We start from the raw sequence: 24,281 nt of genomic DNA on the forward strand, positions 1-24,281 counted from the left end.
CCGGGCGGCCGGCGGACGGTCCCACCGCCCATGCCCCCCCCCTCCCCAAACGGGGGGGGGCCCCCGGCCCCCCCGGCGGGGGGGGGGGGGCCGGGGAGCGCGCTCCCGGCCCCGCTTCGCGGGGGCTACGCCCCCTGCGCCCCCGATCGCGGCCTCCGGCCGCTCGTCCTCAATCGCCGGACGGGCTGAGTTTCACTGCGCTGCGTTCGCACCTGCACCATGAAAACGATGCTCAGCAAATCAAGCCCCTCCGGCAATTGAGGAACGGGGGTCTGGGGGCGGAGCCCCCAGGAGCGGGGATCAGCCCTCGACGCCCAGCCGCTCCAGGATGAGCTCCTTGACGCGCGCCGCATCCGCCTGGCCGCGCGTCGTCTTCATGACCGCACCCACCAGCGCACCGACCGCCGCGACCTTGCCACCCCGGATCTTGTCCGCGATCGCCGCGTTGCCCGCGATGGCCTCGTCGACCGCCGCGCCCAGCGCGCCGTCGTCCGAGACGACCTTCAGGCCACGCTTGGCCACGACCTCGTCCGGCGTGCCCTCGCCCGCGAGGACGCCCTCGATGACCTGCTTGGCCAGCTTGTCGTTGAGGTCGCCCGCCGCGACCAGGGCCGCGACACGCGCGACCTCGGCCGGGGTGATCGGCAGCTCGTCCAGCGCGCGGCCGGTGTCGTTCGCGTTGCGCGCCAGCTCGCCCATCCACCACTTACGGGCCGACGCGGCATCCGCGCCCTCCGCGATCGTGGCGACGATCGGGTCGACCGCACCCGCGTTGAGGATCGTCTGCATGACGTCCTCCGAGATGCCCCAGTCCTCGCGCAGCCGGTTGCGGCGCAGCCGCGGAAGCTCCGGCAGACCGCCGCGCAGCTCCTCGACCCAGGTACGGGCCGGGGCGACCGGCACGAGGTCGGGCTCGGGGAAGTAGCGGTAGTCCTCGGCGTTGTCCTTGATACGGCCGGACGTCGTCGAGCCGTCCTCCTCGTGGAAGTGCCGGGTCTCCTGGATGATCGTGCCACCGGAGTTGAGCACCGCCGCGTGGCGCTGGATCTCGAAGCGTGCCGCACGCTCCACGGAGCGCAGGGAGTTGACGTTCTTCGTCTCCGAGCGCGTACCGAACTCCTCGCGGCCGTGCGGCCGGAGCGACAGGTTCACGTCGCAGCGCATCTGGCCCTTGTCCATCCGGGCCTCGGAGACGTCGAGCGCCTTGATGAGCTCGCGCAGCTCGGCGACGTACGCCTTGGCGACCTCGGGAGCACGCTCCCCCGCACCCTCGATCGGCTTGGTGACGATCTCGATGAGCGGGATGCCGGCCCGGTTGTAGTCCAGGAGGGAGTGCGAGGCGCCGTGGATACGGCCCGTCGCGCCGCCGACGTGCAGCGACTTGCCGGTGTCCTCCTCCATGTGGGCGCGCTCGATCTGCACCCGGAAGATCTCGCCGTCCTCCAGCTGGACGTCCAGATAGCCGTTGAAGGCGATCGGCTCGTCGTACTGAGAGGTCTGGAAGTTCTTCGGCATGTCCGGATAGAAGTAGTTCTTCCGGGCGAAGCGGCACCATTCGGCGATCTCGCAGTTGAGCGCGAGGCCGATCTTGATGGCCGACTCGATGCCGATCTCGTTGACGACCGGCAGCGCGCCGGGCAGTCCCAGACAGGTCGGGCAGGTCTGCGAGTTGGGCTCGGCGCCCAGCTCCGTGGAGCAGCCGCAGAACATCTTGGTCCTGGTGCCGAGCTCGACATGGACCTCAAGGCCCATGACGGGGTCGTACGTCGCGAGGGCTTCCTCGTACGCCACCAGGTCAGTCGTGGTTGTCACGGTGAAACTTCCCTCTCAGCCCAGCAGAACGTCGTCGTCGCCGAGGTGCTTCAGCTCACGGAGGAGCAGAGCGACGCCCGTGGCGACGGCGGCGGCGGAGATCACGGCGTCGACGAGCAGCAGCTTGTCACCTTCGCCGCGCGCCTTCCTCACCTGCTTGTTGACGCTGAGTGCGCCGAACAGGGTGGTGCCGATGGACAGGTACAGGCCGGGCTTGGAGTGCTTGAAACCCTTGGCCTTCTCCAGCTTGCTATCACTCACAGCGACGGAGCCTCCTCGAGCAGCGGGTGTCCCCAACGGGCGTTGTACGCGGCCTCGACCGCGGCACCGACCTTGTACAGCCGGTCGTCCTTCATGGCGGGCGCGATGATCTGCAGGCCGACGGGCATACCGTCCTCCGGTGCCAGGCCGCAGGGAAGCGACATGGCGGAGTTGCCGGCCAGGTTGGTCGGAATGGTGCACAGGTCCGCGAGGTACATCGCCATCGGGTCGTCGGCGCGCTCGCCGATCGGGAAGGCGGTGGTGGGCGTCGTCGGCGAGACGATCACGTCGACGCTCTCGAAGGCCTTCTCGAAGTCCCGCGTGATGAGGGTGCGGACCTTCTGGGCGGAGCCGTAGTACGCGTCGTAGTAGCCGGAGCTGAGCGCGTACGTACCGAGGATGATGCGGCGCTTGACCTCGTCGCCGAAACCGGCTTCGCGGGTCAGGGCGGTGACGTCCTCGGCGGACTTCGTGCCGTCGTCGCCGACGCGCAGGCCGTAGCGCATGGCGTCGAAGCGGGCAAGGTTGGAGGAGCACTCCGAGGGGGCGATCAGGTAGTACGCGGAGAGCCCGAGGTCGAAGGACGGGCAGTCCAGCTCGACGATGGTCGCGCCGAGCTCCTTGAGGAGCTCCACGGACTCGTCGAAGCGCTGGAGCACACCGGCCTGGTAGCCCTCGCCGCGGAACTGCTTGACGACGCCGACGCGCATGCCGTCGACCGAGCCGTTGCGGGCCGCCTCGACGACCGGCGGGACCGGGGCGTCGATGGAGGTCGAGTCGAGCGGGTCGTGTCCGGCGATGGCCTCGTGGAGGAGTGCCGCGTCCAGGACCGTACGGGCGCAGGGGCCGCCCTGGTCGAGGGAGGACGAGAACGCCACCATGCCGAAGCGGGAGACCGCGCCGTACGTGGGCTTGACGCCGACCGTGCCGGTGACGGCGGCGGGCTGCCGGATGGAACCGCCGGTGTCCGTGCCGATGGCGAGGGGGGCCTCGTAGGAGGCGAGGGCGGCGGAGGAGCCGCCGCCGGAGCCGCCGGGGATCTTGGTCAGGTCCCAGGGGTTGCCGGTCGGGCCGTACGCGCTGTTCTCGGTGGAGGACCCCATGGCGAACTCGTCCATGTTGGTCTTGCCGAGGATGACGACGTCGGCGGCCTTGAGGCGCTTGGTGACCGTCGCGTCGTACGGCGGGATCCAGCCTTCGAGGATCTTGGAGCCGACGGTGGTCGGGATGCCCTCGGTGGTGAAGATGTCCTTCAGCGCGAGCGGGACGCCGGCCAGGGGGCCCAGCTTCTCGCCGGCCGCCTTCTTGGCGTCGACGGCGCGGGCCTGCGCGAGCGCGCCCTCACGGTCGACGTGCAGGAAGGCGTGGACCTTCTCGTCGATCGCGTCGATCCGGGCCAGGTGGGCCTCGGTGACCTCGACGGCCGTGAGCTCGCCGGAGGCGATCTTCGAGGCGATCTCGGCTGCGGTGAGCTTGATGATGGTGCTGTGGTCCGACATGGGTGTTAGTCCTCCCCCAGGATCTGCGGCACCTTGAATCGCTGCTGCTCCTGGGCGGGGGCGCCGGAGAGGGCCTGCTCCGGGGTGAGCGAGGGACGGACCTCGTCCTTGCGCATGACGTTCGTCAGCGGCAGCGGGTGGGAGGTCGGCGGTACGTCTTGGTCGGCGACCTCGGAGACGCGGGCGACCGCGCCGAGAATGTCGTCGAGCTGTCCGGCGAAGTGGTCGAGCTCTTCTGCCTTCAGCTCCAGACGTGCCAGCCGGGCGAGGTGGGCGACCTCCTCGCGCGTGATGCCAGGCATGCGGATCCTCACGGGGTGCGTGTGATGGTGTGGGGGCCAATCCTATGGGGCGCGGCCCCATGCCCCGAATCGGTTTCCCCTGGGCGGCCCGCCCCCACCCCGGGGCTCCGCCCCGGACCCCGCTCCTCAAGCGCCGGAGGGGCTTGATTTTGCCTGGTGCGGGCTTGGAATGTGCGGGAGCTGGGCGAGTGGATCGACCTGGGGAACCGGGAGGCACGGGCGCACGGCGACCCCGCACGGCCGCCAGGCCGTGCGCACCCACCGCCGGCCCGCGGGCGCTACTTGACCGTCTGCCCCGACGAGGAGCCCGACTCCAGCTCCCGGGCCGCCTCCAGCGCCAGCACCGCAGGGCGCTGCCAGCCGCGCGGGCCCCTGGCCAGGAGCCAGGCCGTCGCCTCCGCAGGAGGCATCGCGGCGGCCACCAGCCAGCCCTGGACCGCGTCGCAGCCCATTTCCTGCAGCCGCTCCCAGGTCTCGTCGTCCTCGACGCCCTCGGCGACCACGACCAGGCCCAGCGAGTGGGCCAGGTCGATCGTGCAGCGGACGATCTCCGCGTCCTCGTTGTCCACCGCGAGGCGCGCCACGAACGACCGGTCGATCTTCAGCTCGCTCACCGGGAGCTTGCGCAGGTGGACCAGCGACGAATACCCCGTGCCGAAGTCGTCCAGCGACATCTTCACGCCGTGCCCGGTCAGCCCGGCCAGTGTGTCGGCGGCCCGCTGGGGGTCCTCGAGGAGCACGTGTTCCGTTATCTCCAGCTGCAGCGCCCCCGCCGGGACCCCGTGCCTGGCCAGCCGCGCGGCGACCGCGCCCGCGAAGCCCGGTGTGTGCACGTCTCTCGGTGAGACGTTCACCGCGACCGGCACCTTCAGTCCCTGTTTGCGCCACCGGGCGACCTGCGCGAGCGCCGTTTCCAGTACGTACTCCGTCAGGTGCGGCATGAGCCCCGACGTCTCGGCGATCGCGATGAACTCGTCCGGGGAGACCCGCCCGCGCTCCGGGTGCACCCACCGCACCAGCGCCTCGAGTCCCGCCACCTGACCGTCGAAGCGCACCTTGGGCTGGTAGTGGAGCTCCACGTCGCCCGCGTCGAGCGCCCGCCGCAGATCGCCCAACAGGCCCAGCCGGTCAGGGGTGTTGGAGTCGCGCTTGGATTCGTACGCCTCGACTCCCGTACGGTCCCGCTTCGCCTGGTACATCGCCACGTCCGCCCGGCGCAGCAACCCCTCAGCGTCCAGCGCGTGGTCGGGGAAGACAGCGACGCCGGCGCTCGCCTCGAGCACCAGCGTCAGCCCGTCCAGGTCGAGCGCCGCGCCCAGTTCCGCGACCAGACGGCGGGCGATCTGTATGGCGCTGGTCGCCGAGTCGGTCACCGGCAGCAGGACCGCGAACTCGTCGCCGCCCAGCCGTGCGGCCTCCGCCCCGCGCGGCAGTGCCAGCCTCAGCCGGTCGGCGATCTGCAACAGCAGCCGGTCGCCCGCGAGATGGCCCAGCGTGTCGTTGACCGACCGGAAGCGGTCGAGGTCGATCAGAACCAGTGCGGCTCTCGCGCCATCGTTCTCCGCGTCCTCCAGCGCCGACCAGGTCCGCTCCAACAGCCACTGACGGTTGGGCAGTCCGGTGAGCGGATCGCGCAGCTGCTCCTCCGCCCTGGCCCTGGCGATCCAGAGCGTGGAGTCCAGCGCGATCAACGGCACGGCGAAGAGCGGCAGCAGTACGGGGACGGACATCGCGACCACGCAGATCAGCGGGGCGATGCCCAGGAGCGCGACCCCCACGAGCCCCTGCCGCATCAGCGCGGTGCGGGCGACGGTGGGCAGTCCGCCGCCACGCGGCGCCAGCGCGTACCAGAGCAGCAGCCGGGTCACGCCGAGGTAGGCCAGGGCGGCGAGCACGACCTCGGGTGTGGAGCTGAATCCCCAGTCCGCGGGGGCCCACGGATGCTCCACCGTCGGTACGTCACCGAACGCGGCCAGCACCAGCGCGCCCGCGCCGATGCCCAGGATGTCGACCGAGCCGTGCAGCAGCCCCTGCCGCCAGCGGTTGCGCCGTGCCGCCCCGGCCAGGACGACGACGGCCAGGGAGACCAGCGCGGCGGGCAGCCAGCCGTACAGCAGGAGGACGGCCAGGGTCAGCGCCGCACCCGATCCGGTCCCGCCCCACCAGCGGTCGCGGCCGAGCGCGACCAGATGTCCGACGATGATGCCGGTGAGCACGGCGAGCGCCCAGCCCGTCGTGGAGTCGGGGAACAGTGCGCGGCCGTCCCGCACGGCCAGGAAGAACCCGATCCCCATCACCACGGCAGCCATCGCCACGACGGTGCGGGACAGTCCTGAACCGCGCAGCCGTGAGTCCTGATCGGCGCTCTGGGTCGGTTTCACTCAGGCTCTCCTCCTCGAGACCGTCCCGGCCGCACGGGCAGACCTGCCTGTCCGGCCGGGGGTCCGGGGGTTGCCCCCGGGAAATTGCAGCATTCCCGTCCCTACCTCACAGCCGGCGGTGCCCATGCCACGCGGATGGCCCGTTGTCATGCCACCACGACCTGAATCTCACCACTCAGCCGTGCACGACAGGTGCGCTTTTCAACAGTAGGCCGCAGAAGGCTCTGACGGGCACTGCTCTACAGGTCTTGCCCGAATGAGACCCAGCCACCCTTAAGGCTCTGCTATGGGCCGAACGGGTGGTCTCTCCCCGGCGCACCCCTCCCTCTATTCCTCCGCTTCGCCCGTCGCCACCGCGGCCTCCCGAGCCGCGTCGGGGCCCTGTTCCAGCAGGACGGCGAAGCCGTCCTCGTCCAGTACGGGGACCTTCAGCTGCACTGCCTTGTCGTACTTCGAGCCGGGGCTGTCGCCCACGACCACAAAGGCCGTTTTCTTCGAAACGGAGCCGGTCACCTTCGCTCCGAGGCTCTGGAGCGCTTCTTTCGCGCCATCTCGCGTATGGCGCTCCAGCGTTCCGGTCACGACGACGGTGAGGCCCTCCAGCGGGCGCGGGCCCTGGTCCTCGTCGCCGCCCTCCTCCTCCAGGCTGACGCCGGCGGCCTTCCACTTACGGAGGATCTCGCGGTGCCAGTCCTCGGCGAACCACTGCTTGAGCGCCGCGGCGATGGTCGGTCCCACGCCCTCGACGGCGGCCAGCTCCTCCTCGGTCGCCTGGTCGATACGGTCGATGGAGCGGAATTCCCGGGCCAGCGCCACCGAGGCGACCGGTCCCACATGGCGGATGGAGAGCCCGTTGATGAAGCGGGCCAGCGGCCGTTCCTTGGCGGCCGCGATGAAGTCCAGCATCGCCAGGGTGTTCTTCTTCGGCTCGCCCTTCTGGTTCGCGAAGACGGTGACGATCTTCTCGTCGCCCGTCTTGGGATCCCGCTTGGGCAGTCCGCTGTCCGCGTCCAGGACATACGCCTTGATCGGCAGCAGTTGTTCCACGGTGAGGTCGAAGAGATCGCCCTCGTCCAGCAGCGGCGGGACGGCAGGCTCCAGCGGGCGGGTCAGCGCGGCCGCGACGACCGCACCGAAGTTCTCGATGTCCAGGCACTCACGGCCGGCCAGATACGAGACGCGCTCGCGCAACTGGGCAGGGCAGGAGCGGGCGTTGGGGCAGCGGAGGTCGATGTCGCCCTCCTTCATCGGCCGCAGCGGCGTACCGCACTCGGGGCACTCGGCGGGCATCACGAACTCCCGCTCGCTGCCGTCGCGCAGATCGGCGACCGGGCCGAGGATCTCCGGGATGACGTCCCCGGCCTTCCTGAGCACCACCGTGTCCCCGATGAGGACGCCCTTCTTCTTCACCACCTCCTGGTTGTGGAGGGTGGCGAACTCGACCTCGGAGCCGGCCACCGTCACCGGCTCGACCTGTGCGTACGGCGTCACCCGCCCCGTGCGGCCCACGCCCACACGGATGTTGATCAGCTTGGTGTTGACCTCTTCCGGGGCGAACTTCCAGGCGATCGCCCACCGCGGAGCGCGCGCCGTGGAGCCGAGCCGTCCCTGCAGCGGGATCTCGTCGAGCTTGACGACCACGCCGTCGATCTCGTGCTCCACCACCGAGTGGCGGTTCTCGCCGATATAGGTGATGAACTCGCGCACGCCGTCGAGCGAGTCGACGACCCGGTTCTGGGTGGCGGTCGGCAGTCCCCATTCGTGGAGCAGTTCGTACGCATGCGAAAGGCAGTCGATGTCGAAGCCTTCGCGGGCCCCGATGCCGTGCACCACCATATGCAGCGGGCGGGTCGCGGTGATCTTGGGGTCCTTCTGGCGCAGCGAACCTGCCGCCGCGTTGCGGGGGTTGGCGAAGGGTTTGTCGCCGGCTTCGACGAGACGGGCGTTCAGCCCCTCGAAGGCCTCCATCGGGAAGTAGACCTCACCGCGGATCTCGACCAGCGCCGGGATCCGCTCGCCCTTCAGCCGGTCGGGGATGTCGGCGATGGTGCGGACGTTGGCGGTGATGTCCTCGCCGATGCGGCCGTCGCCGCGCGTGGCGGCGCGGGTCAGCCTGCCGTTCTCGTACGTCAGGTTGACCGCGAGGCCGTCGACCTTCAGCTCGCAGAGGTAGTGGTACGGCGTGCTGCCGACGTCACGCGCCACGCGCTCGGCCCAGGCGGCCAGTTCGGCGTCGTCGAAGGCGTTGTCCAGGGAGAGCAGCCGCTCGCGGTGCTCGACCTTGGTGAACTCCGTCTCATAGTCCCCGGCGACCTTCTGGGTCGGGGAGTCCGGGGTCCGCAGCTCGCTGTACTCGTCCTCCAGGGCCTCCAGAGCGCGCAGCAGTTGGTCGAACTCGGCGTCGCTGACGACCGGCTGGTCCTTCACGTAGTACCGGAAGCGGTGCTCCTCGATCTGCTCGGCCAGCTGGGCGTGCTGTTCCCGTGCCTGGGCGGGCACATTCCCTTGCTGTTCGACAGCCACCTTCAAGTCCTCCCGTTACTGAGCTGGTTACTCAGGGTTGTCCGCGAGCGATCTCGCCGCCCTGGCGCAGTGCGCGAGCGCCGCACGGGCATACGCGGGCGAAGCCCCCGCAAGACCGCACGACGGGGTGATCACCAACGATTCGGCGAGAGTCCCCGGATTCAGCCCCAGCCTGCGCCACAACGTCCTGACACCCATGACGCTACCGGCAGGGTCCGACAATGGACCTTCCGTGCCGGGCACGACACCGGCAAAGAGCCGCGTACCGCCCTCGACGGCCTCCCCGATCGCCTCTTCGTCACGCTCGGTGAGGAGCGAGAAGTCGAACGAGATGCCTGCCGCGCCGGCCCGCCGCAGCAGTGCGAACGGCACGTCGGGCGCGCAGGAATGGACCACGGACGGCCCCTCCGTCACGCCCATGACCTCGCGCAGCGTGCCCTCCACGACCTGCCGGTCCACGGCCCGGTGGGTGCGGTAGCCGCTCGCGGTCCTGATCTGCCCGCGCAGTACGGAGATGAGCGAGGGCTCGTCCAGCTGCAGCACCACCTGTGCGCCCGGCACCCGCCGCCGTACATCCGCGAGATGGGCCCGCAGCCCCTCGGCCAGCGAGCCCGCGAGGTCACGGCAGGCGCCCGGGTCCCCGAGCGCCGACTCCCCGCCGCGCAGCTCGAGTCCGGCGGCCAGGGTCCAGGGACCGACCGCCTGGATCTTCAGCGGCCCCTCGTAGCCCTGGGTGAACTCCTCGATCGCGTCCAGGTCCTCGCCGAGCCAGGACCTGGCCCGCTTGGTGTCGCGCCCGGGCCGGTCGCTGACGCGCCAGCCGCTGGGTTCCACATGGGCGTACATCTCGACGAGCATGCCGATGGTGCGGCCGAGCATGTCGGCGCCGGGGCCGCGGGCGGGCAGTTCGGCCAGGTACGGGAAGTCCTCGAAGGACCCGACAACCGTCTTGGCGGTCTCGCGCGCGTCACCGCCGGGCATCGAGCCGATGCCGGTCGCGGGCCCCCAGGTCCAGGTGGTGTCGTCGCTCATCGACCGGGCCGAACGGTCAGGTTGTTGACCTCGGCGTCGCGCGGCAGGTCGATCGCCATGAGGATCGTCGTCGCCACCGACTCGGGGTCGATCCACTTCGAGGCGTCGTACTCCTTGCCCTCCTGCGAGTGCACCTTGGCCTGCATGGGGCTGGCGGTGCGGCCCGGGTAGACGGAGGTCACCCGTACGCCGTTCTCGTGCTCCTCGTGCCGCAGCGAGTCGGCGAGGGCCTTGAGACCGTGCTTGGAAGCGGCGTACGCACCCCACTGGGCGTGCGCTTCGAGGCCGGCGCCCGAGTTGACGAAGAGCACGTGCCCCTTGGCCATGCGGAGTTGGGGCAGGAAGAGGCGGGTCAGCTCGGCCGGCGAGACGAGGTTGGCGTTGAGCTGCTGCTGCCAGGTCTTCGCCCGCAATTCGGCGACGGGGCCGAGGTCCACGATGCCCGCGATGTGCAGCAGGGAGTCGACCTCCGCGGGCATGGCCTGCATGCCGAACACCTTGGAGATGCGCTCCGGTTCCGCCAGGTCGGCGACCATCGTCCCCGCTCCCGGGTACCGCGCTTCGAGCTGCTTGGCGCGTCCGGCATCGCGCGCGATGAGCACGATGTCGTCACCGCGCTCCTGAAGGCGGCGCGCGACGGCCGCGCCGATGCCGGAACCTGCACCCGTGATCACATGTGTTGCCATACGGCCCATGCTCGCACTACTGGATGCCCACGCTCTCCTCCAGGTAGGCGAGCGCGGCCACCCCGTCCTCGGCGAAGAACACCAGGTCAGTCAGCGGAACCGGCAGGAAGCCCTCGTCCTCCATCCGCTGGAACTGCTGCTTCAGCCCGTCGTAGAAGCCCTCGGTGTTCAGCAGCACCACCGGCTTGGTGGTCTTGCCGTGCTTCTTCAGCTCCAGGATCTCCGTCGCCTCGTCGAGCGTCCCGGTCCCGCCCACCATGATCACGACGGCGTCCGACTTGGCGAGCAGCAGCGCCTTGCGCTCGGCGAGGTCCTTCGCGATCACCATCTCGTCGGCGTTCGTACGCGCCCTCGCGGCCAGGAAGTCCACGGACACCCCCACCAGCCGCCCACCCGTCTCCTGCACGCCGTCCGCGACGACCTTCATCAGCCCGCTCTCGGACCCGCCCCACACCAGCGCGTGGCCGCCCCTGCCGATGAGTTCGGCGAATTCACGGGCGGGGCGGGTGTAGCGGTCGTCGAGGTCGGCGGCGGAGAGAAAGACGCAGATGTTCATACGTTCACCGTACAAGGATCTCGACGGGAAGAACGGGCCGTCTCCGAGCGCTGAAACACCCATGACAAATGGACACCGCATCACTGTCGAAGAGTCCACCGACCATGTCAGGGTCGTACGCGAAGGCCGGGTCCTCGCCGAGAGCACCCGCCCGCTCGTCCTGCGCGAGACGGGCTGTCCGGTGCGCTACTACCTGCCGCCCGAGGACGTACGCACCGACCTCCTGACCGCCTCCGAGACGCACACCCACTGCCCCTTCAAGGGCGACGCCTCCTACTGGTCGCTGCCTGAGGCGGCCGACCTGGTCTGGGCGTACCCGGAGCCGAAGGACGAAGTGGCCCTGATCAAGGACCACTTCTGCTTCTACGACACCGAGGTCGTCTGACCCGCGGAGACCCGCTCGGTCGTGGCGATCGTCGCCGAGCCGACGACCCTGGTGCCGTCGTAGAGCACGATCGCCTGGCCGGGCGCCACGCCACGGACCGCGTCGTCGAAGCGCACCTGCAGCTCGTCGCCGACGAGTTCGGCGCTCACTTCGGTCTCGCCGCCGTGGGCGCGCAGCTGTGCGGTGTACGTCCCCGGGCCGGCGGGTGCGTTCCCGCACCAGCGCGGCCTGATCGCGGTCAGCGCGGTGACGTCCAGGGCCTCTACGGGGCCGACGGTCACGGTGTTGTTGACCGGCGAGATGTCGAGCACATAGCGCGGCTTGCCGTCGGCCGCCGGGTGGCCGATGCGCAGGCCCTTGCGCTGGCCGATGGTGAAGCCGAAGGCGCCGTCGTGGCTGCCGAGCTTCGTACCCGACTCGTCCAGGATGTCGCCCTCGGCCTTGCCGCCGAGGCGGTCCGCGAGGAAGCCCTGGGTGTCGCCGTCGGCGATGAAGCAGATGTCGTGGCTGTCGGGCTTCTTGGCTACTGCTAGGCCCCGGCGCTCGGCCTCGGCGCGGATCTCGTCCTTGGTGGTGAGGGTGTCGCCGAGCGGGAACATGGCGTGCGCGAGCTGGCGCTCGTCGAGCACTCCGAGGACGTAGCTCTGGTCCTTGGCCATGTCGGACGCACGGTGCAGCTCGCGCGATCCGTCCTCGGTGAGGACGACCGTGGCGTAGTGGCCGGTGCAGACGGCGTCGAAGCCCAGCGCGAGGGCCTTGTCGAGCAGCGCCGCGAACTTGATCTTCTCGTTGCAGCGCAGACAGGGGTTGGGGGTGCGCCCGGCCTCGTACTCCGCGACGAAGTCCTCGACGACGTCCTCGCGGAAGCGCTCGGCGAGGTCCCATACGTAGAAGGGGATGCCGATGACGTCGGCGGCCCTGCGGGCGTCGCGCGAGTCCTCGATGGTGCAGCAGCCGCGTGCTCCCGTACGGAAGGACTGCGGGTTGGCGGAGAGCGCCAGGTGCACACCGGTGACGTCGTGCCCGGCTTCCGCGGCTCGGGCGGCGGCGACGGCGGAGTCCACGCCGCCTGACATGGCGGCGAGCACACGGAGGGGGCGCTGGGGTGTCTGAGTCATAGCCGTACCAGGGTACGGGCATTCGGGAACCGGATGCCCGTGAGTATGCGTTGTGGATCACATGGGGAGTACGGGGAAGGACACGGACCGGCGCATCAGCAGGCGGGCCCTGCTGCTCGGCGGCCTGGGCACGGCGGCCGGGGCCGCGGTGCTGGCCAGGGACGAGCTGTCGCACATCTGGTGGCGGCTGCCGGGGATCGACAAGCCGCGCAAGGAGGGCGAGGTCGATTTCGCGGGCGCCCAGTGGGTGGCGGCCTCGTCGGCGAACTACCGGCGGGCGGACCGGCCCGCCGACTATTCGATCGACCGGGTCGTCATCCATGTCGTGCAGGGCGGATACGCCTCGGCGCTGAACGTCTTCCGGGACCCTGGGCACAAGGCCGCCGCGCATTACGTGGTGCGCAAGGACGGGCACGTGGCGCAGATGGTGCGCGAGCTGGACATCGCCTATCACGCGGGGAACTGGGACTACAACGAGCGCAGCGTCGGCATCGAGCACGAAGGGTTCGTGGACCGGAAGTCCTCGTTCACCGATGCCATGTACGCGTCGTCGGCCCGGCTGACGGCGCGGATCTGCGAGCGGTACGACATACCGGTGGACCGGGAGCATGTGATCGGGCACGTGGAGGTGCCCGGCACGGACCACACCGATCCGGGTCCGCACTGGGACTGGGACCGGTACATGAAGCTCGTTCGCGCGGTGCGTTCCTAGGTGTGTCCTGCCTAGCTGAGGCCGGCCGTGCGCGCCCGCTCCACCGCGGGGCCGATCGCCTCCGCGACCGCCGCCACGTCCGCCTTGGTGGAGGTGTGGCCGAGCGTGAAGCGCAGGGTGCCGCGTGCCAGGTCCGGGTCGGTGCCGGTGGCGAGCAGGACGTGGCTGGGCTGGGCGACGCCCGCCGTGCACGCCGACCCGGTCGAGCAGGCGATGCCCGCCGCGTCGAGCAGCAGGAGCAGGGAGTCGCCCTCGCAGCCGGGGAAGGTGAAGTGGGCGTTGGCGGGGAGGCGGTCGTCGGGGTCGCCGCCGAGGATCGCGTCGGGGACGGCGGAGCGCACCGCCGCGATGAGGTCGTCGCGCAGGGCGCCGATCTCCTGGGCGTACGCGTCGCGCCGTTCGGCGGCCAGCTTCCCGGCGACGGCGAAGGCGGCGATGGCCGGGGCGTCGAGCGTCCCGGAGCGCACATGGCGCTCCTGGCCGCCGCCGTGCAGGACGGGGACGGGGTTCTGGTCGCGGCCCAGGAGCAGCGCCCCGATGCCGTACGGGCCGCCGATCTTGTGTCCGGACACCGTCATCGCGGCGAGCCCCGAGGAGGCGAAGTCCAGCTCCGTCTGGCCGAAGGCCTGGACCGCGTCGGAGTGCATGGGGATGTCGAACTCCTGCGCGATCTCGGCCAGTTCACGGATCGGCATGATCGTGCCGATCTCGTTGTTGGCCCACATCACGGTGATCAGCGCCACGTCGGAGGGGTCGCGCTCGACGGCCGTACGGAGCACGTCGGGGTGGACGCGGCCGTAGGAGTCGACGGGGAGGTACTCCACCGCCGCACCCTCGTGCTCCGCCAGCCAGTGCACCGCGTCGAGGACGGCGTGGTGTTCCACGGGGCTGGTCAGGATGCGGGTGCGGTGGGCGTCGGCGTCGCGCCGGGACCAGTACAGACCCTTGACCGCGAGGTTGTCGGACTCCGTGCCGCCGGCGGTGAAGACCACCTCGCTGGGGCGCGCGCCGAGCGCGTCGGCGAGGGTCTCGCGGGCCTCCTCGACGGTACGCCGAGCCCGGCGTCCGGCGGCGTGCAGCGAGGAGGCGTTGCCGGTGACGGTGAGCTGGGCGGTCATCGCCTCAACCGCCTCCGGGAGCATGGGAGTGGTCGCAGCGTGGTCGAGGTAAGCCATGGTGGCCACGATTCTACGAGCCATGGGGTGCGGGTCATGCCGCCCGCACCCCCGAACCGCATCAGCCCTGCTGAGCCTGGCCCTGCTGCCGGCCTCCGGGACCGCCGCAACCCCCGCTGTGGCGGTGCTGTGAGCCGGGCTAGAAGTTCCAGGCCAGCACGCCGTCGGAGGTCACCAGCGTGGCCAGGACCACCAGGTCCGCGACCCCGAGGGCGAGTCCGAGCAGGGCCCGGCCACGGCGTTCGGTGTCGCGCCAGAGGGCGAGTGCGGCCAGCACGATCGCGACGGGACCCAGGATCAGGTTCATCACGAGCAGACCCAGCAGTCCGAGTACGAACGCGGCGACGGCCATGCCGTCCGCGTCGCGGGTGCCGGTACGGGTACGGGCAGAAGCAGTGAGTTCCATGGTTCCGTCTCCCTTGCTCACGTGGTCACTTGGTCACTTGGTCCGGGCGATGCGTTCGCGTACGGCGAAGATCATCAGCCAGCCGCCGATGACAGCGGTGGCGACGAGGGTGACCGGGACGGGCAGATGGGACACGGCGCCCAGCACGATCCCCAGGAGAAGGAGAACTGCGGCGATGGCAATCATCGGTCGTCAACCTTTCGGTGAACACTTGTGAGTACGACTGTTCACTGACTCCTGAGTCTACGCTTCCCTTCGCGGGAGAACGGTTGTTTACTGAATGGCATGAGTCACACCTCCTCCGGCGCGGCCACCGGCGTCCGCCAGGCCCAGAAGCTCAAGACCCGCCAGGCCCTCCTGGACGCCGCCCTCACGCTCCTGGAGGAGCAGAGTCTGAGCAGCCTCGGCCTGCGCGAGGTCACGCGCGCCGTGGGGGTCGCCCCGACCGCCTTCTACCGGCACTTCCGGGACACCGCCGATCTCGGCGTGGCCCTGGTCGAGGAGGCGCTCGGTTCGCTGCACGGCACGATCGGGACGGCACTGGCCGACGAGGGGGACGCGGCGGCGCGCATCGACCGTACGGTCGGGCTGATCGCCGATCTCGTGACGGCCCAGCCTGCGCACGTGCGCTTCATCGCCCGCGAACGGCACGGCGGGGTCCAGCCGGTGCGCGAGGCCATAGGCACCCAACTGCGGCTGTTCGCACAGGAGGTGGCGGCCGCGTTCGCCCGTCAGCCGGAGTCTGAGGGCTGGAGCGAGGAGGATCTTCTGATGCTGGCCGGGCTGTACGTGGACCACATGGTGATGGCGGCCTCTTCACTCCTGGAGGCCGGGGGCGGCGGCGAGGAGCACGCCCGCGATGTGGCGCGGCGCCAGCTGCGACTGGTGAGCCTGGGCCGCCTCCACTGGCTGGACTGACCGCGGCCGCCGCGCGGGCAGGAGCCCCCACCCCCGGAGGGTGGGGGCCCAGGAAGTGTTACGGCCTTGGCGCGCGCGCCAGTTGGCGCGACTGGGCCACCAGGCGGTCCGCGGTGTCCCAGACCTCCGCGTCCTCCTCCAGGAAGCCGCCCGCCAGGTTCCGCGTCGTGATCGAGATCCGGAGCGGGCCCGGCGCCGGCCTGCAGCGGATGTGGGTCGTGAGCTCGACCGTCGGGACCCAGCCCTTCAGGCCGATCTCGAAGGCGGTCGGCGGCAGCGCGTCCACCGCGAGGAGCAGCGACAGCGGATCCGCGTCGCGTCCGTCCGCGAGGCCGAACCAGGCCCGCATCTCGCCCTGCCCGGACGGCGCCCCGACGGCCCAGCCGCAGGTCGCCGGGTCCAGCTTCAGGCGCAGGCGGTCGGTGATCGCGGAGGAGCCGGGGATCGGGGCGGGGCCGTCTTCGGGGCCGAAGCAGTGCTCCATGGGCGGGATCGCCGGGGGCTTGGCCGTCGTACGTACGTCGTCGGTCAGCGCGTCCAGGTCGCCGTACGAGGCGAGTACGCGGATGCGCTCCACCTCGGTGCCGTCCTCGGCGTACTGGAAGAGCGAGGCCTGCCCGGTGGAGAGCGTGCGGCCGCCGCGGACCAGTTCGGTGCGGATCACCGCGGGGCCGGGCACGGAGGCGGTCAGGTAGTGCGCGGAGACCGTGAAGGGGTCGGCGTGCGGCAGGGCCTCGCCGAGCGCACGGCCGAGCATGGCGAGCAGGTAGCCGCCGTTGACGGCGTGGATGATCGTCCAGCCGGCGGAGAGCTCCGCGTCGTACGTACCCGGTGCGCGCAGGGTGACAGCGGTGTCGCGGTCGAACTCGCTGTCACCGATGGTCCCGATGGATGCCTGTGCCATGTACAGCACGGTACACGGCAAAGTTACTCGTCGGTAGAGGCGGCTTGGGAGCGCCGGTTCCAGGCCCGGGGAGCCCGCCAGCCGTAGCGCATCGCAAGGAGCCGCAGCACGATCGCCGTGACGGCGGCGAGCCCGCTCGTCGTGGCGTTCAGCATGTCGAAACGGATGCACAGGACCACCATCGCCGCCCCGATGATCGCGGGCACGGCGTACAGGTCGCGGTCCCAGCGCACCAGCGAAGGCACCTCGTTGGCGAGTACGTCACGCAGCACACCCCCGCCGACCGCCGTCGCGAGCCCCATCGCGGCCGACGAGGTGAGGCCCAGCCCGTGCTCGTAGGCCTTCGTGGTGCCCGTGACGCAGAAGAGCCCGAGCCCGGCCGCGTCGAAGACGTTCACCGCGTTCTGGATGCGTTCCACCTCGGGATGGAGGAAGAAGACGAAGGCGGCGGCCACCAGCGGCGTCAGGAAGTACCCGAGGTCGGTGAACGCGGCCGGCGGGACCGCGCCGATGACCATGTCGCGGAAGAGCCCCCCGCCCAGCGCGGTGACCTCGGCGAAGACCGCGATGCCGAAGACGTCGAAGTTCTTGCGCACGGCCAGCAGCGCGCCCGAGATCGCGAAGACGAAGATCCCGACGATGTCGAGCCCGTGCTGGACGGAGGGGGTGAAGAGTTCGTGGAGCACCCGACATTCTTACCGAATGCCGGGCGCTCTCCCGAGCAGGACCGACCGTGACGTGCAGGCCGTGACCTACAGGGCGGGCTTGCCGGTCGTGTAGATCCACTTGTCGAAGAGGTCGTCGAGCTGCTGGTGCGAGATCTTCTCGGCGAGCGCGATGAACTCGGTGGTGTTGGCGTCCCCGTAGCGGTGCGCCTTCGTCCAGGCCGGCAGCAGCTTGAAGAACGCCTTGTCGCCGATCCGCTCACGCAGCGCCTGCAGCGTCATGGCACCGCGCTGGTAGACGGCCGAGGCGAACATCGTGTCGCGCTGCGGGTCGGCGACCTTGATCTGCCAGAAGGCGGAGGTGTCCGGTCGCGCGTTGTACCCGGCGAGCATCGTGTCGTGGGCGGTCGCCGTGCCCCGGTGCTCGGCCCACAGCCACTGCGCGTACGTCGCGAAGCCCTCGTTCAGCCAGATGTTCTTCCACTGCTCGACCGAGACCGAGTCGCCGAACCACTGGTGGGCCAGCTCGTGGACGATGGTCGACTCCGAACGCACGGCCGAATAGCTCGGCTTGGTCTGGGTCTCCAGCGAGAAGCCCGCCTGCGGCATGTCGTCGACGACCGCACCGGTCTCCTCGAAGGGGTACGGACCGAAGACCTGCGACCAGTAGTCGGTGGCCTCGGCCGTCACCCCGTACACATCGACATTGTTGCTGTTCGCCAGGACCGGGTCGATCGCCACATAGATCGGGGTGCCGCCCGGGGTCACCCCGGTCTTCACGTCGAACTTCCCGATGGAGGCGGTGGCCAGGTAGGTGGCCATCGGCCGGTTCTCGCGCCAGTGGTTGACCGTCTGGCCGCCCTGGTCGTACGTGGAGACGAGGCGCCCGTTGGAGACCCCGGTCAGGCCCTTGGGCGCCTTGATGCGGATGTCGTACGTCGCCTTGTCGGACGGGTGGTCGCTGGAGGGGAACCAGGTGGAGGCCGCGTTGGGCTCACAGGCGACGAAGACCCCGTCGGTGGTCTTCATCCAGCCGTAGTCGGAGCCGAAGACGATGGGGCCGTTGAGCGCCTCGGGCACCCCGCCGTAGGTGACCTCGACCGAGAAGGTGTGGTTCTTGCGCAGGGAGTCGCGCGGATTGATCTTTATCTCGTCGCCGGAGCGGCTGAACTGCGCCCGTCTGCCGTTCACTTCGACCTTCGTGACCTCGAGCTTCTGGAGGTCGAGGTCGAAGGAGGAGAGGTTCTGGGTGGCCCGGGCGGTGACCGTGGTGACGCCGTCGAGCCGGTCCGTGTCCGGGTTGTAGGCGACGTTCAGGTCGTAATGCAGCGCATCGAAGCCGCCGTTGCCCATCTCGGGGAAGTACGGGTCACCGATTCCGACGGAGCCGGGTGAGGGCGCCGGAGCGGCAGCGATCAGACAGAAGGAAGCCGTCGCGGTGGCGATTGCGGCCAGGCGTGCCGAACGGGAGAGTGCCATGAATCTGCCCTTCGTGACTGCACCGTTGGTACGGCTGCATCATGAGTACGACGTGGCGACTCTGCACTCTCCCGTTTGGTCATGGCCATGACTTTGCCAACTCGTCATGTCCTACTGGTCGGTTGACTCCTGAGGCCCGTCCTCCGGTACCTCGGCTTCCGCCGCGGGCCCGGCCTTGGGCTCGGCCTTGGGCTCGGCCTTGAGGGTCTTCGCCTCCGCCGCAGCCTCCGCCTCGGCCACCGCGACCTCCGCCTCGGCCGCCGGCAGAGCCAGCTCGATCGACTCCCGCGCCTCCACCAGAACCGCCTCGCCCGGCACCTGGTCCGGAGCGTTCTCCGGGTGGTGACAGGCGACCTGCTGGCCCGGCTTGAGCGCGATGAGCTCCGGCTCCTTGGTCTTGCAGACCTCGGTCGCCTTCCAGCACCGCGTGTGGAAGCGGCAGCCGGACGGCGGCGAGATCGGCGAGGGCACGTCGCCCTTGAGCAGGATCCGCTCGCTCTTCTCCCCGCGACGACGGGGATCGGGCACCGGCACGGCGGACATGAGCGCCTTGGTGTACGGGTGCATCGGCGCCGAGTAGAGCGACTTGCGGTCCGCCAGCTCGACGATCTTGCCCAGGTACATCACCGCGATGCGGTCCGAGACATGGCGGATGACCGAGAGGTCGTGCGCGATGATCACGTACGTCAGACCGAGTTCGTCCTGCAGGTCGTCAAGAAGGTTGACCACCTGTGCCTGGATCGACACGTCGAGCGCGGAGACCGGCTCGTCAGCGACCACCAGCTTCGGCTTGAGCGCGAGCGCACGGGCGATACCGATGCGCTGGCGCTGACCGCCGGAGAACTCGTGCGGATAGCGGTTGTAGTGCTCGGGGTTGAGGCCCACGAGCGACAGCAGATCCTGGACCGCCTTCTTGACCCCGCCCTCGGGCGTGACGCCCTGGAGCTTGAACGGCGCACTGACGATCGTGCCGACCGTGTGCCGCGGGTTCAGCGAGGAGTACGGGTCCTGGAAGATCATCTGGACGTCGCGGCGCATCGGCCGCATGGCCGAGACACCGAGGTGCGTGATGTCCCTGCCCTGGAACTCGACCTTGCCGCCGGTCGGTTCGAGCAGCCGCGTGATCAGCCGGCCCATCGTGGACTTGCCGCAGCCCGACTCGCCCACGACACCCAGGGTCTCCCCCGGGCGTACGTCGAAGGAGAGCCCGTCGACGGCCTTGACCGCGGCGACCTGGCGCTGCAACAGCCCCTTCTTGATGGGGAAGTGCTTGACCAGGTTCTCGACTCTGAGCAGCGGCTCCGGGGAGTCGCTCGACTGCTTCGGGATCGCCGTTTCGGCGACGCTCTTCTGGCTCACAGCTTCGGCGCAATCTCTTCGGTCCAGATACGGGTCCGCTCCTCTTGCGACATGTGACACGCAGAGAGGTGGTTGCCGCTGACCTGCTGCAGTTCCGGACGCGTGGTCCGGGTGATGCCGCCCTTGGGCACATCCGCGTACGGACAGCGCGGGTTGAAGGCGCAGCCGGAGGGGACGTTGATGAGGCTGGGCGGGGAGCCCTTGACCGGGACGAGCCGCTCGGTCTCCTCCTTGTCGATCCGCGGCATCGAGGTCAGCAGACCCCACGTGTACGGATGCCGGGGCTCGTAGAAGACCTCCTCGGCACTCCCGCGCTCGACGCACCTGCCGCCGTACATCACCAGGAGATCGTCGGCCATCTCGGCCACCACACCCAGGTCGTGGGTGATCATGATGACCGCGGAGCCGAACTCCTTCTGCAGATCGCGGATCAGGTCGAGGATCTGCGCCTGGACGGTGACGTCCAGGGCGGTCGTCGGCTCGTCCGCGATGAGCAGTTCGGGGTTGTTGACGAGCGACATCGCGATCATCGCGCGCTGGCGCATACCGCCCGAGAACTCGTGCGGATAGGCGTCGACCCGCTTGCCGGGCTCGGGGATACCGACCCGGTCGAGCATCTCGATCGCGCGCTTGCGCGCGGTCTTCTTGTCGACGTCGTGGTGGTTGCGGTACGCCTCGACGATCTGCGCGCCCACCGTGTAGTACGGGTGCATCGCCGACAGCGGGTCCTGGAAGATCATGGACATCTTCCGGCCGCGCAGCTTGCGCACATGGTCGTCGCTGGCGCCGAGGAGCTCCTCGCCGTCCAGCCAGATCTCGCCGCCGATGTCGGGGCGGCTGCGCGCGTTCCCGGTGCGGTGCAAACCCATGACGGCGAGCGAGGTGACCGACTTGCCGGAGCCGGACTCGCCCACGATGCCGAGGGTCTTGCCCTTCTCCAGGTTGAAGGAGAGACCGTCGACGGACTTGACGATGCCGTCGTCGGTCGGGAAGTGCACCTTCAGATTGCGTACGGAGAGAAAGGACTCGGGCCGGTCGGCCCGATCCTGCTCCGGTACGCCGACGGGTCCGGTCGCCTGTTTCGGGACCGAAAGGGCGTCCTGGGGAGTGGAGTTGTCTGTCACGTCAGCCTCACACGCGGGTCGACGACCGCGTACAGCAGGTCGACAATCAAGTTGGCCATCACTACGAAGAACGCGGAGATCATGGTCACGCCCATGATGACCGGCAGGTCGCCCGTGTTGATCGCGTCGACCGCCGACTTGCCGAGGCCCGGCAGGGAGAAGGTCGTCTCGGTCAGCACCGCGCCGCCGAGCAGTGCGCCCAGGTCGAGCCCGAAGATCGTGATGATCGGGGTGAGGGTGGAACGCAGCGCGTGTTTGCGGATGACGACGCGCTCCGTGAGTCCCTTGGCCCGGGCCGTACGGATGTAGTCCTCGCCGAGGATCTCCAGCATGGTGGCGCGGGTGAGCCTGGCGTAGGTGGCGGCGAACAGGAAGGCCAGGGTGATCCAGGGAAGGATCATGGAATTGAGCCAGGCTCCCGGATCGGATCCGATCCCGCCGTCGGGGTAGCTGATCGTATCGAGCCAGCCCAGGCTGTAGACGAAGATCGCCGAAGAGACCAGGCCGGTGAAGTAGATGGGCAGGGAGACACCCGCCAGGGCCGTGATCATGGTGGCCCGGTCGAGCACGGTACGTCTGCGCAGCGCCGAGATCACACCGGTGGCCACGCCGCCGAGCAGCCAGAGGATGGATGCACCCGAGGCCAGCGAGAGCGTGACCGGGATGCGTTCCTTCAGGGTCTCCCAGACCGGCTGCTCGTTCTTGAACGAGTAGCCGAAGCAGGGCGCCGGGCAGTGGGTGACATCCGCGCCCGTGTCGTAGTCGCGGCCGGCGACGACGCCCTTGAGGAAGAGTCCGTACTGCGTGGTGATGGGCTTGTCGAAGCCCATCTTCTTACGGATGCCCTCGATCGCGACCTTGTCGGTCGTACGGCCGGCGTAGAGGAGCGCGGGATCGCTTCCGGTGAGCTTCGGCACCATGAAGAAGATGCCGAAGGTGACCATCGAGACGACCACCAGCATGGCGGCGACATTCATGAGCCGCCGGAATATGTAGACAAGCACTGCAGTCGGCCAGTCAGCGGGCGGTTGCAGTCCCTTGTGGGGACTGCAACCGCCCGCCCGCGGCCTTCACCTGCCCTTCGAACTAGCGCATGCGAGGTGAAGACCGCGCATGTCCAACTGCTACTTGGCTACGCCCAGGACGGCGAGGTCAAGACGGCCCATGGACTCGTTGTAGAACACGTTGGTCAGCCGCGGGTTGCGGTAGGCCAGTGCCTTGTCGAAGTTGATCGGCAGGTACAGCGCCTTCTCCATGATGGCCTTGTTGATCTGGCCGTAGATGGGCGCTGCCTCTTCCGGGGTCTTCGCGGCGGCGGCCTGAGCGAACAGACCGTTGACGGTCTTGTCGTTCAGCATCGTGTAGTTGTTGTTGCCGTTCTTCAGGATGAACGACCCGTCGACCAGCGGCTGCAGGAAGCCGGCGCCGGAGTTGTAGTCGGCACCCCAGCCCATGACGATGATGCCGTAGCCCTTCTTCTCCACGTTGTCGGGAGCACCGATCTCGGAAGAAGAGTTCTTGCCGTCGTACTGCGCGATCTCCGCGGTGATGCCGACTGCCTTGAGCGACGCCTGCAGCGACTCGGCGGTGGCGACCTCGGGCTTCTTGTTGTTACGGACCGCGATGGTGGTCTTGAAGCCGTTCGGCTTGCCGCACGCCTTGAGCGCCGCACGGGCCTTGTCGAGCTGCGGCTTGCCGCCGGTCAGACCGAACGGGTCGTAGGACTTCTCCGAGCCGGGGACACCCGGGGGCAGCATGTTGGCGCCGAGGTCACCGCTGGTCGGGCCACCACGGGCCGTCTGCAGGGACTTCGGGTCGGCGGCGTAGATGACCGCCTTGCGGCACTCGATGTTGTCGAACGGCGCGACCGTCTGCGGGAAGGCGAAGTAACGGATGTACCCGGTGTACGGGTCGTCCGAGTTGGCCTTGAGCTTCGGGTCCTGAAGGATCTTGATCTTCGCGGCCTGCTGGACACCGGTGCCGTTGACGTCGAAGTCGATGTCACCGGAGAGAAGGCGCTGGTCCATGTCGTCCGGGTTGGAGGTCACGGTGAAGGTGACCCGGTCCGGCAGACCCTTGTGGACCTTGTCCGTCTTCGGGTCCCAGTTGGGGTTCCGCTCGAAGATCGTTTCCTTGCCCGGCTTGAAGGACGCGACCTTGTAAGGGCCGGTCGCCACCGGGTGGTTGGTGTACTTGGCGCCGTCGTCCTTGGCCACCGGTACCGGCGAGGAGTCGCTGATCGCCATCAGGTACGAGAAGTCCGAGCTCGGCTGCTTCAGGTTGAACACGATCGTCTTGTCGTCGGGCGTCAGCACCGACTTCAGGCCGAGCTTGTTCGGGTCCTTGTCCTTGTACGGACCCGGGTACTTCTGGCCCTGGTCGAGCATGTTGATCAGGTACGTCGGACCACCGGAGAGGACATCCTGCGCGAAGACGCGCTCGATGCCGTACTTGATGTCCTTCGAGGTGATCTCGGTGCCGTCCTCGAACTTGACGCCCTTCTTGATCTTGAAGGTGTACGTCTTGCCGCCGTTGGTGAGCACCGGCAGCGCCTCGGCCAGGTCGGGAACCAGCTTGGTTCCGGCCTCACCGGGCTTCGAGTCGTACGTCAGGAGCTGGCGCACGTAGAGGCGCTGAATGTTCCAGACGAAGCCGTAGTACGAACGGGCCGGGTCGAGGAAGTCGACGTCCTGAGGGGACATCAGCTTCAGCGTGCCGCCCTTCTTGTCGGACGCGTTGATGACCGAACCCTTGGTGGCGGCGTCGTAGCCCGCGCCCTTGGTGGAGGACTTGTTGTCGCTGCCCCCACCTCCGCAAGCTGTGGCCGTCAGCGACAGCGCGGCAACCACGGCCGCGAGCGCAACTGCCTTCCTTGAGCTATTCACTGTCCAGCAACCTCCGTGATGTGATGAAGCCCGTGGTACGCGGTCCGCGACCGAGGGTTGGTGCATGTCAACCGGCTTGCGCCGGAGACCTGTTGGGTG

At 69.1% G+C, this 24,281-nt stretch carries 23 protein-coding genes; 3 read left to right on the forward strand and 20 right to left on the reverse strand.

The annotated features are described in order from the left end of the window. Positions 1 to 300: 300 nt before the first annotated feature. The 9 genes from gatB to AB0H78_RS16930 all read right to left on the reverse strand — a co-directional run bounded on the left by gatB (position 301) and on the right by AB0H78_RS16930 (position 11,052). Positions 301 to 1,812, reverse strand: a complete 1,512-nt coding sequence (gene gatB / locus AB0H78_RS16890; protein WP_363235170.1) for an Asp-tRNA(Asn)/Glu-tRNA(Gln) amidotransferase subunit GatB — start codon at positions 1,810 to 1,812, stop codon at positions 301 to 303. 15 nt (positions 1,813 to 1,827) lie between these two features. After that, positions 1,828 to 2,073: a hypothetical protein gene (locus tag AB0H78_RS16895; RefSeq protein ID WP_363235171.1), complete on the reverse strand. Its 246-nt coding sequence runs from the start codon at positions 2,071 to 2,073 to the stop codon at positions 1,828 to 1,830. Continuing rightward, on the reverse strand, positions 2,070 to 3,572 hold the full coding sequence (gene gatA, locus AB0H78_RS16900; RefSeq protein ID WP_363235172.1) for an Asp-tRNA(Asn)/Glu-tRNA(Gln) amidotransferase subunit GatA: 1,503 nt from the start codon (positions 3,570 to 3,572) through the stop codon (positions 2,070 to 2,072). Before gatA ends, AB0H78_RS16895 begins: the two co-directional genes overlap by 4 nt. 5 nt (positions 3,573 to 3,577) lie before the next feature. After that, the gene (gatC, locus tag AB0H78_RS16905) at positions 3,578 to 3,874 is read right to left on the reverse strand and encodes an Asp-tRNA(Asn)/Glu-tRNA(Gln) amidotransferase subunit GatC (RefSeq protein ID WP_206967598.1); all 297 of its coding nucleotides are present in this window, start codon (positions 3,872 to 3,874) and stop codon (positions 3,578 to 3,580) included. A gap of 278 nt (positions 3,875 to 4,152) precedes the next feature. Then, complete coding sequence (locus tag AB0H78_RS16910; RefSeq protein WP_363235173.1) at positions 4,153 to 6,255, reverse strand: bifunctional diguanylate cyclase/phosphodiesterase; 2,103 nt, start codon at positions 6,253 to 6,255, stop codon at positions 4,153 to 4,155. A gap of 327 nt (positions 6,256 to 6,582) precedes the next feature. Beyond that, on the reverse strand, positions 6,583 to 8,778 hold the full coding sequence (gene ligA / locus AB0H78_RS16915; RefSeq protein ID WP_363235174.1) for an NAD-dependent DNA ligase LigA: 2,196 nt from the start codon (positions 8,776 to 8,778) through the stop codon (positions 6,583 to 6,585). Between the two features lie 27 nt (positions 8,779 to 8,805). Beyond that, on the reverse strand, positions 8,806 to 9,810 hold the full coding sequence (locus tag AB0H78_RS16920; RefSeq protein WP_363235175.1) for a methionine synthase: 1,005 nt from the start codon (positions 9,808 to 9,810) through the stop codon (positions 8,806 to 8,808). After that, a complete protein-coding gene (locus AB0H78_RS16925; RefSeq protein WP_363235176.1) occupies positions 9,807 to 10,496 on the reverse strand; it encodes an SDR family oxidoreductase in 690 nt (229 codons plus the stop codon). The genes AB0H78_RS16920 and AB0H78_RS16925 overlap by 4 nt, the downstream gene beginning before the upstream one ends. A gap of 16 nt (positions 10,497 to 10,512) precedes the next feature. Next, on the reverse strand, positions 10,513 to 11,052 hold the full coding sequence (locus AB0H78_RS16930) for a TIGR00730 family Rossman fold protein (protein WP_363235177.1): 540 nt from the start codon (positions 11,050 to 11,052) through the stop codon (positions 10,513 to 10,515). 61 nt (positions 11,053 to 11,113) lie between these two features. On the opposite strand from AB0H78_RS16930, the gene AB0H78_RS16935 reads away from it, so the two are divergent. After that, complete coding sequence (locus AB0H78_RS16935; protein ID WP_363235178.1) at positions 11,114 to 11,437, forward strand: DUF427 domain-containing protein; 324 nt, start codon at positions 11,114 to 11,116, stop codon at positions 11,435 to 11,437. On the opposite strand, the gene mnmA is transcribed toward AB0H78_RS16935, so the two are convergent. Further along, positions 11,416 to 12,555: a tRNA 2-thiouridine(34) synthase MnmA gene (gene mnmA, locus AB0H78_RS16940; RefSeq protein ID WP_363235179.1), complete on the reverse strand. Its 1,140-nt coding sequence runs from the start codon at positions 12,553 to 12,555 to the stop codon at positions 11,416 to 11,418. The genes AB0H78_RS16935 and mnmA overlap by 22 nt on opposite strands. Positions 12,556 to 12,616: 61 nt before the next feature. Here mnmA and AB0H78_RS16945 point away from each other — a divergent pair, with 61 nt between their 5' ends. Next, entirely contained in the window at positions 12,617 to 13,267 is a 651-nt protein-coding gene (locus AB0H78_RS16945) for an N-acetylmuramoyl-L-alanine amidase (RefSeq protein ID WP_363235180.1), read from the forward strand. An 11-nt stretch (positions 13,268 to 13,278) separates the two neighbouring features. Here the strand turns inward: AB0H78_RS16945 and AB0H78_RS16950 are convergent, their stop codons facing one another. From AB0H78_RS16950 to AB0H78_RS16960, 3 genes are all read right to left on the reverse strand, one after another. Next, positions 13,279 to 14,442 (reverse strand): cysteine desulfurase family protein, encoded by a 1,164-nt coding sequence (locus AB0H78_RS16950; RefSeq protein ID WP_363235181.1) that lies wholly within the window; start codon positions 14,440 to 14,442, stop codon positions 13,279 to 13,281. A gap of 139 nt (positions 14,443 to 14,581) precedes the next feature. Next, positions 14,582 to 14,848, reverse strand: a complete 267-nt coding sequence (locus tag AB0H78_RS16955; protein WP_363235182.1) for a DUF4190 domain-containing protein — start codon at positions 14,846 to 14,848, stop codon at positions 14,582 to 14,584. 33 nt (positions 14,849 to 14,881) lie between these two features. Then, a complete protein-coding gene (locus tag AB0H78_RS16960; RefSeq protein ID WP_363235183.1) occupies positions 14,882 to 15,034 on the reverse strand; it encodes a hypothetical protein in 153 nt (50 codons plus the stop codon). Positions 15,035 to 15,133: 99 nt separating this feature from the next. On the opposite strand from AB0H78_RS16960, the gene AB0H78_RS16965 reads away from it, so the two are divergent. Continuing rightward, a complete protein-coding gene (locus AB0H78_RS16965) occupies positions 15,134 to 15,766 on the forward strand; it encodes a TetR family transcriptional regulator (RefSeq protein ID WP_363235184.1) in 633 nt (210 codons plus the stop codon). A gap of 58 nt (positions 15,767 to 15,824) precedes the next feature. On the opposite strand, the gene AB0H78_RS16970 is transcribed toward AB0H78_RS16965, so the two are convergent. The 7 genes from AB0H78_RS16970 to AB0H78_RS17000 form a co-directional block, all read right to left on the reverse strand. Beyond that, complete coding sequence (locus AB0H78_RS16970) at positions 15,825 to 16,670, reverse strand: thioesterase family protein (RefSeq protein ID WP_363235185.1); 846 nt, start codon at positions 16,668 to 16,670, stop codon at positions 15,825 to 15,827. A gap of 23 nt (positions 16,671 to 16,693) precedes the next feature. After that, entirely contained in the window at positions 16,694 to 17,356 is a 663-nt protein-coding gene (locus AB0H78_RS16975; RefSeq protein ID WP_363235186.1) for a trimeric intracellular cation channel family protein, read from the reverse strand. Positions 17,357 to 17,422: 66 nt separating this feature from the next. Then, the gene (locus tag AB0H78_RS16980; protein WP_363235187.1) at positions 17,423 to 18,814 is read right to left on the reverse strand and encodes a M1 family metallopeptidase; all 1,392 of its coding nucleotides are present in this window, start codon (positions 18,812 to 18,814) and stop codon (positions 17,423 to 17,425) included. A gap of 111 nt (positions 18,815 to 18,925) precedes the next feature. Further along, on the reverse strand, positions 18,926 to 20,143 hold the full coding sequence (locus tag AB0H78_RS16985; protein ID WP_363235631.1) for a dipeptide ABC transporter ATP-binding protein: 1,218 nt from the start codon (positions 20,141 to 20,143) through the stop codon (positions 18,926 to 18,928). Between the two features lie 26 nt (positions 20,144 to 20,169). Then, on the reverse strand, positions 20,170 to 21,297 hold the full coding sequence (locus tag AB0H78_RS16990) for an ABC transporter ATP-binding protein (RefSeq protein ID WP_363235188.1): 1,128 nt from the start codon (positions 21,295 to 21,297) through the stop codon (positions 20,170 to 20,172). Next, complete coding sequence (locus AB0H78_RS16995) at positions 21,294 to 22,301, reverse strand: ABC transporter permease (RefSeq protein WP_363235189.1); 1,008 nt, start codon at positions 22,299 to 22,301, stop codon at positions 21,294 to 21,296. The genes AB0H78_RS16990 and AB0H78_RS16995 overlap by 4 nt, the downstream gene beginning before the upstream one ends. A gap of 120 nt (positions 22,302 to 22,421) precedes the next feature. Beyond that, positions 22,422 to 24,182 carry an ABC transporter substrate-binding protein gene (locus AB0H78_RS17000; RefSeq protein WP_363235190.1) on the reverse strand — a complete coding sequence of 587 codons (1,761 nt, stop codon included), beginning with the start codon at positions 24,180 to 24,182 and terminating at the stop codon, positions 22,422 to 22,424. Positions 24,183 to 24,281 lie beyond the last annotated feature (99 nt).

Origin of the sequence: Streptomyces sp. NPDC050738, assembly GCF_040654175.1 — a bacterium.
Taxonomy (GTDB): domain Bacteria; phylum Actinomycetota; class Actinomycetes; order Streptomycetales; family Streptomycetaceae; genus Streptomyces.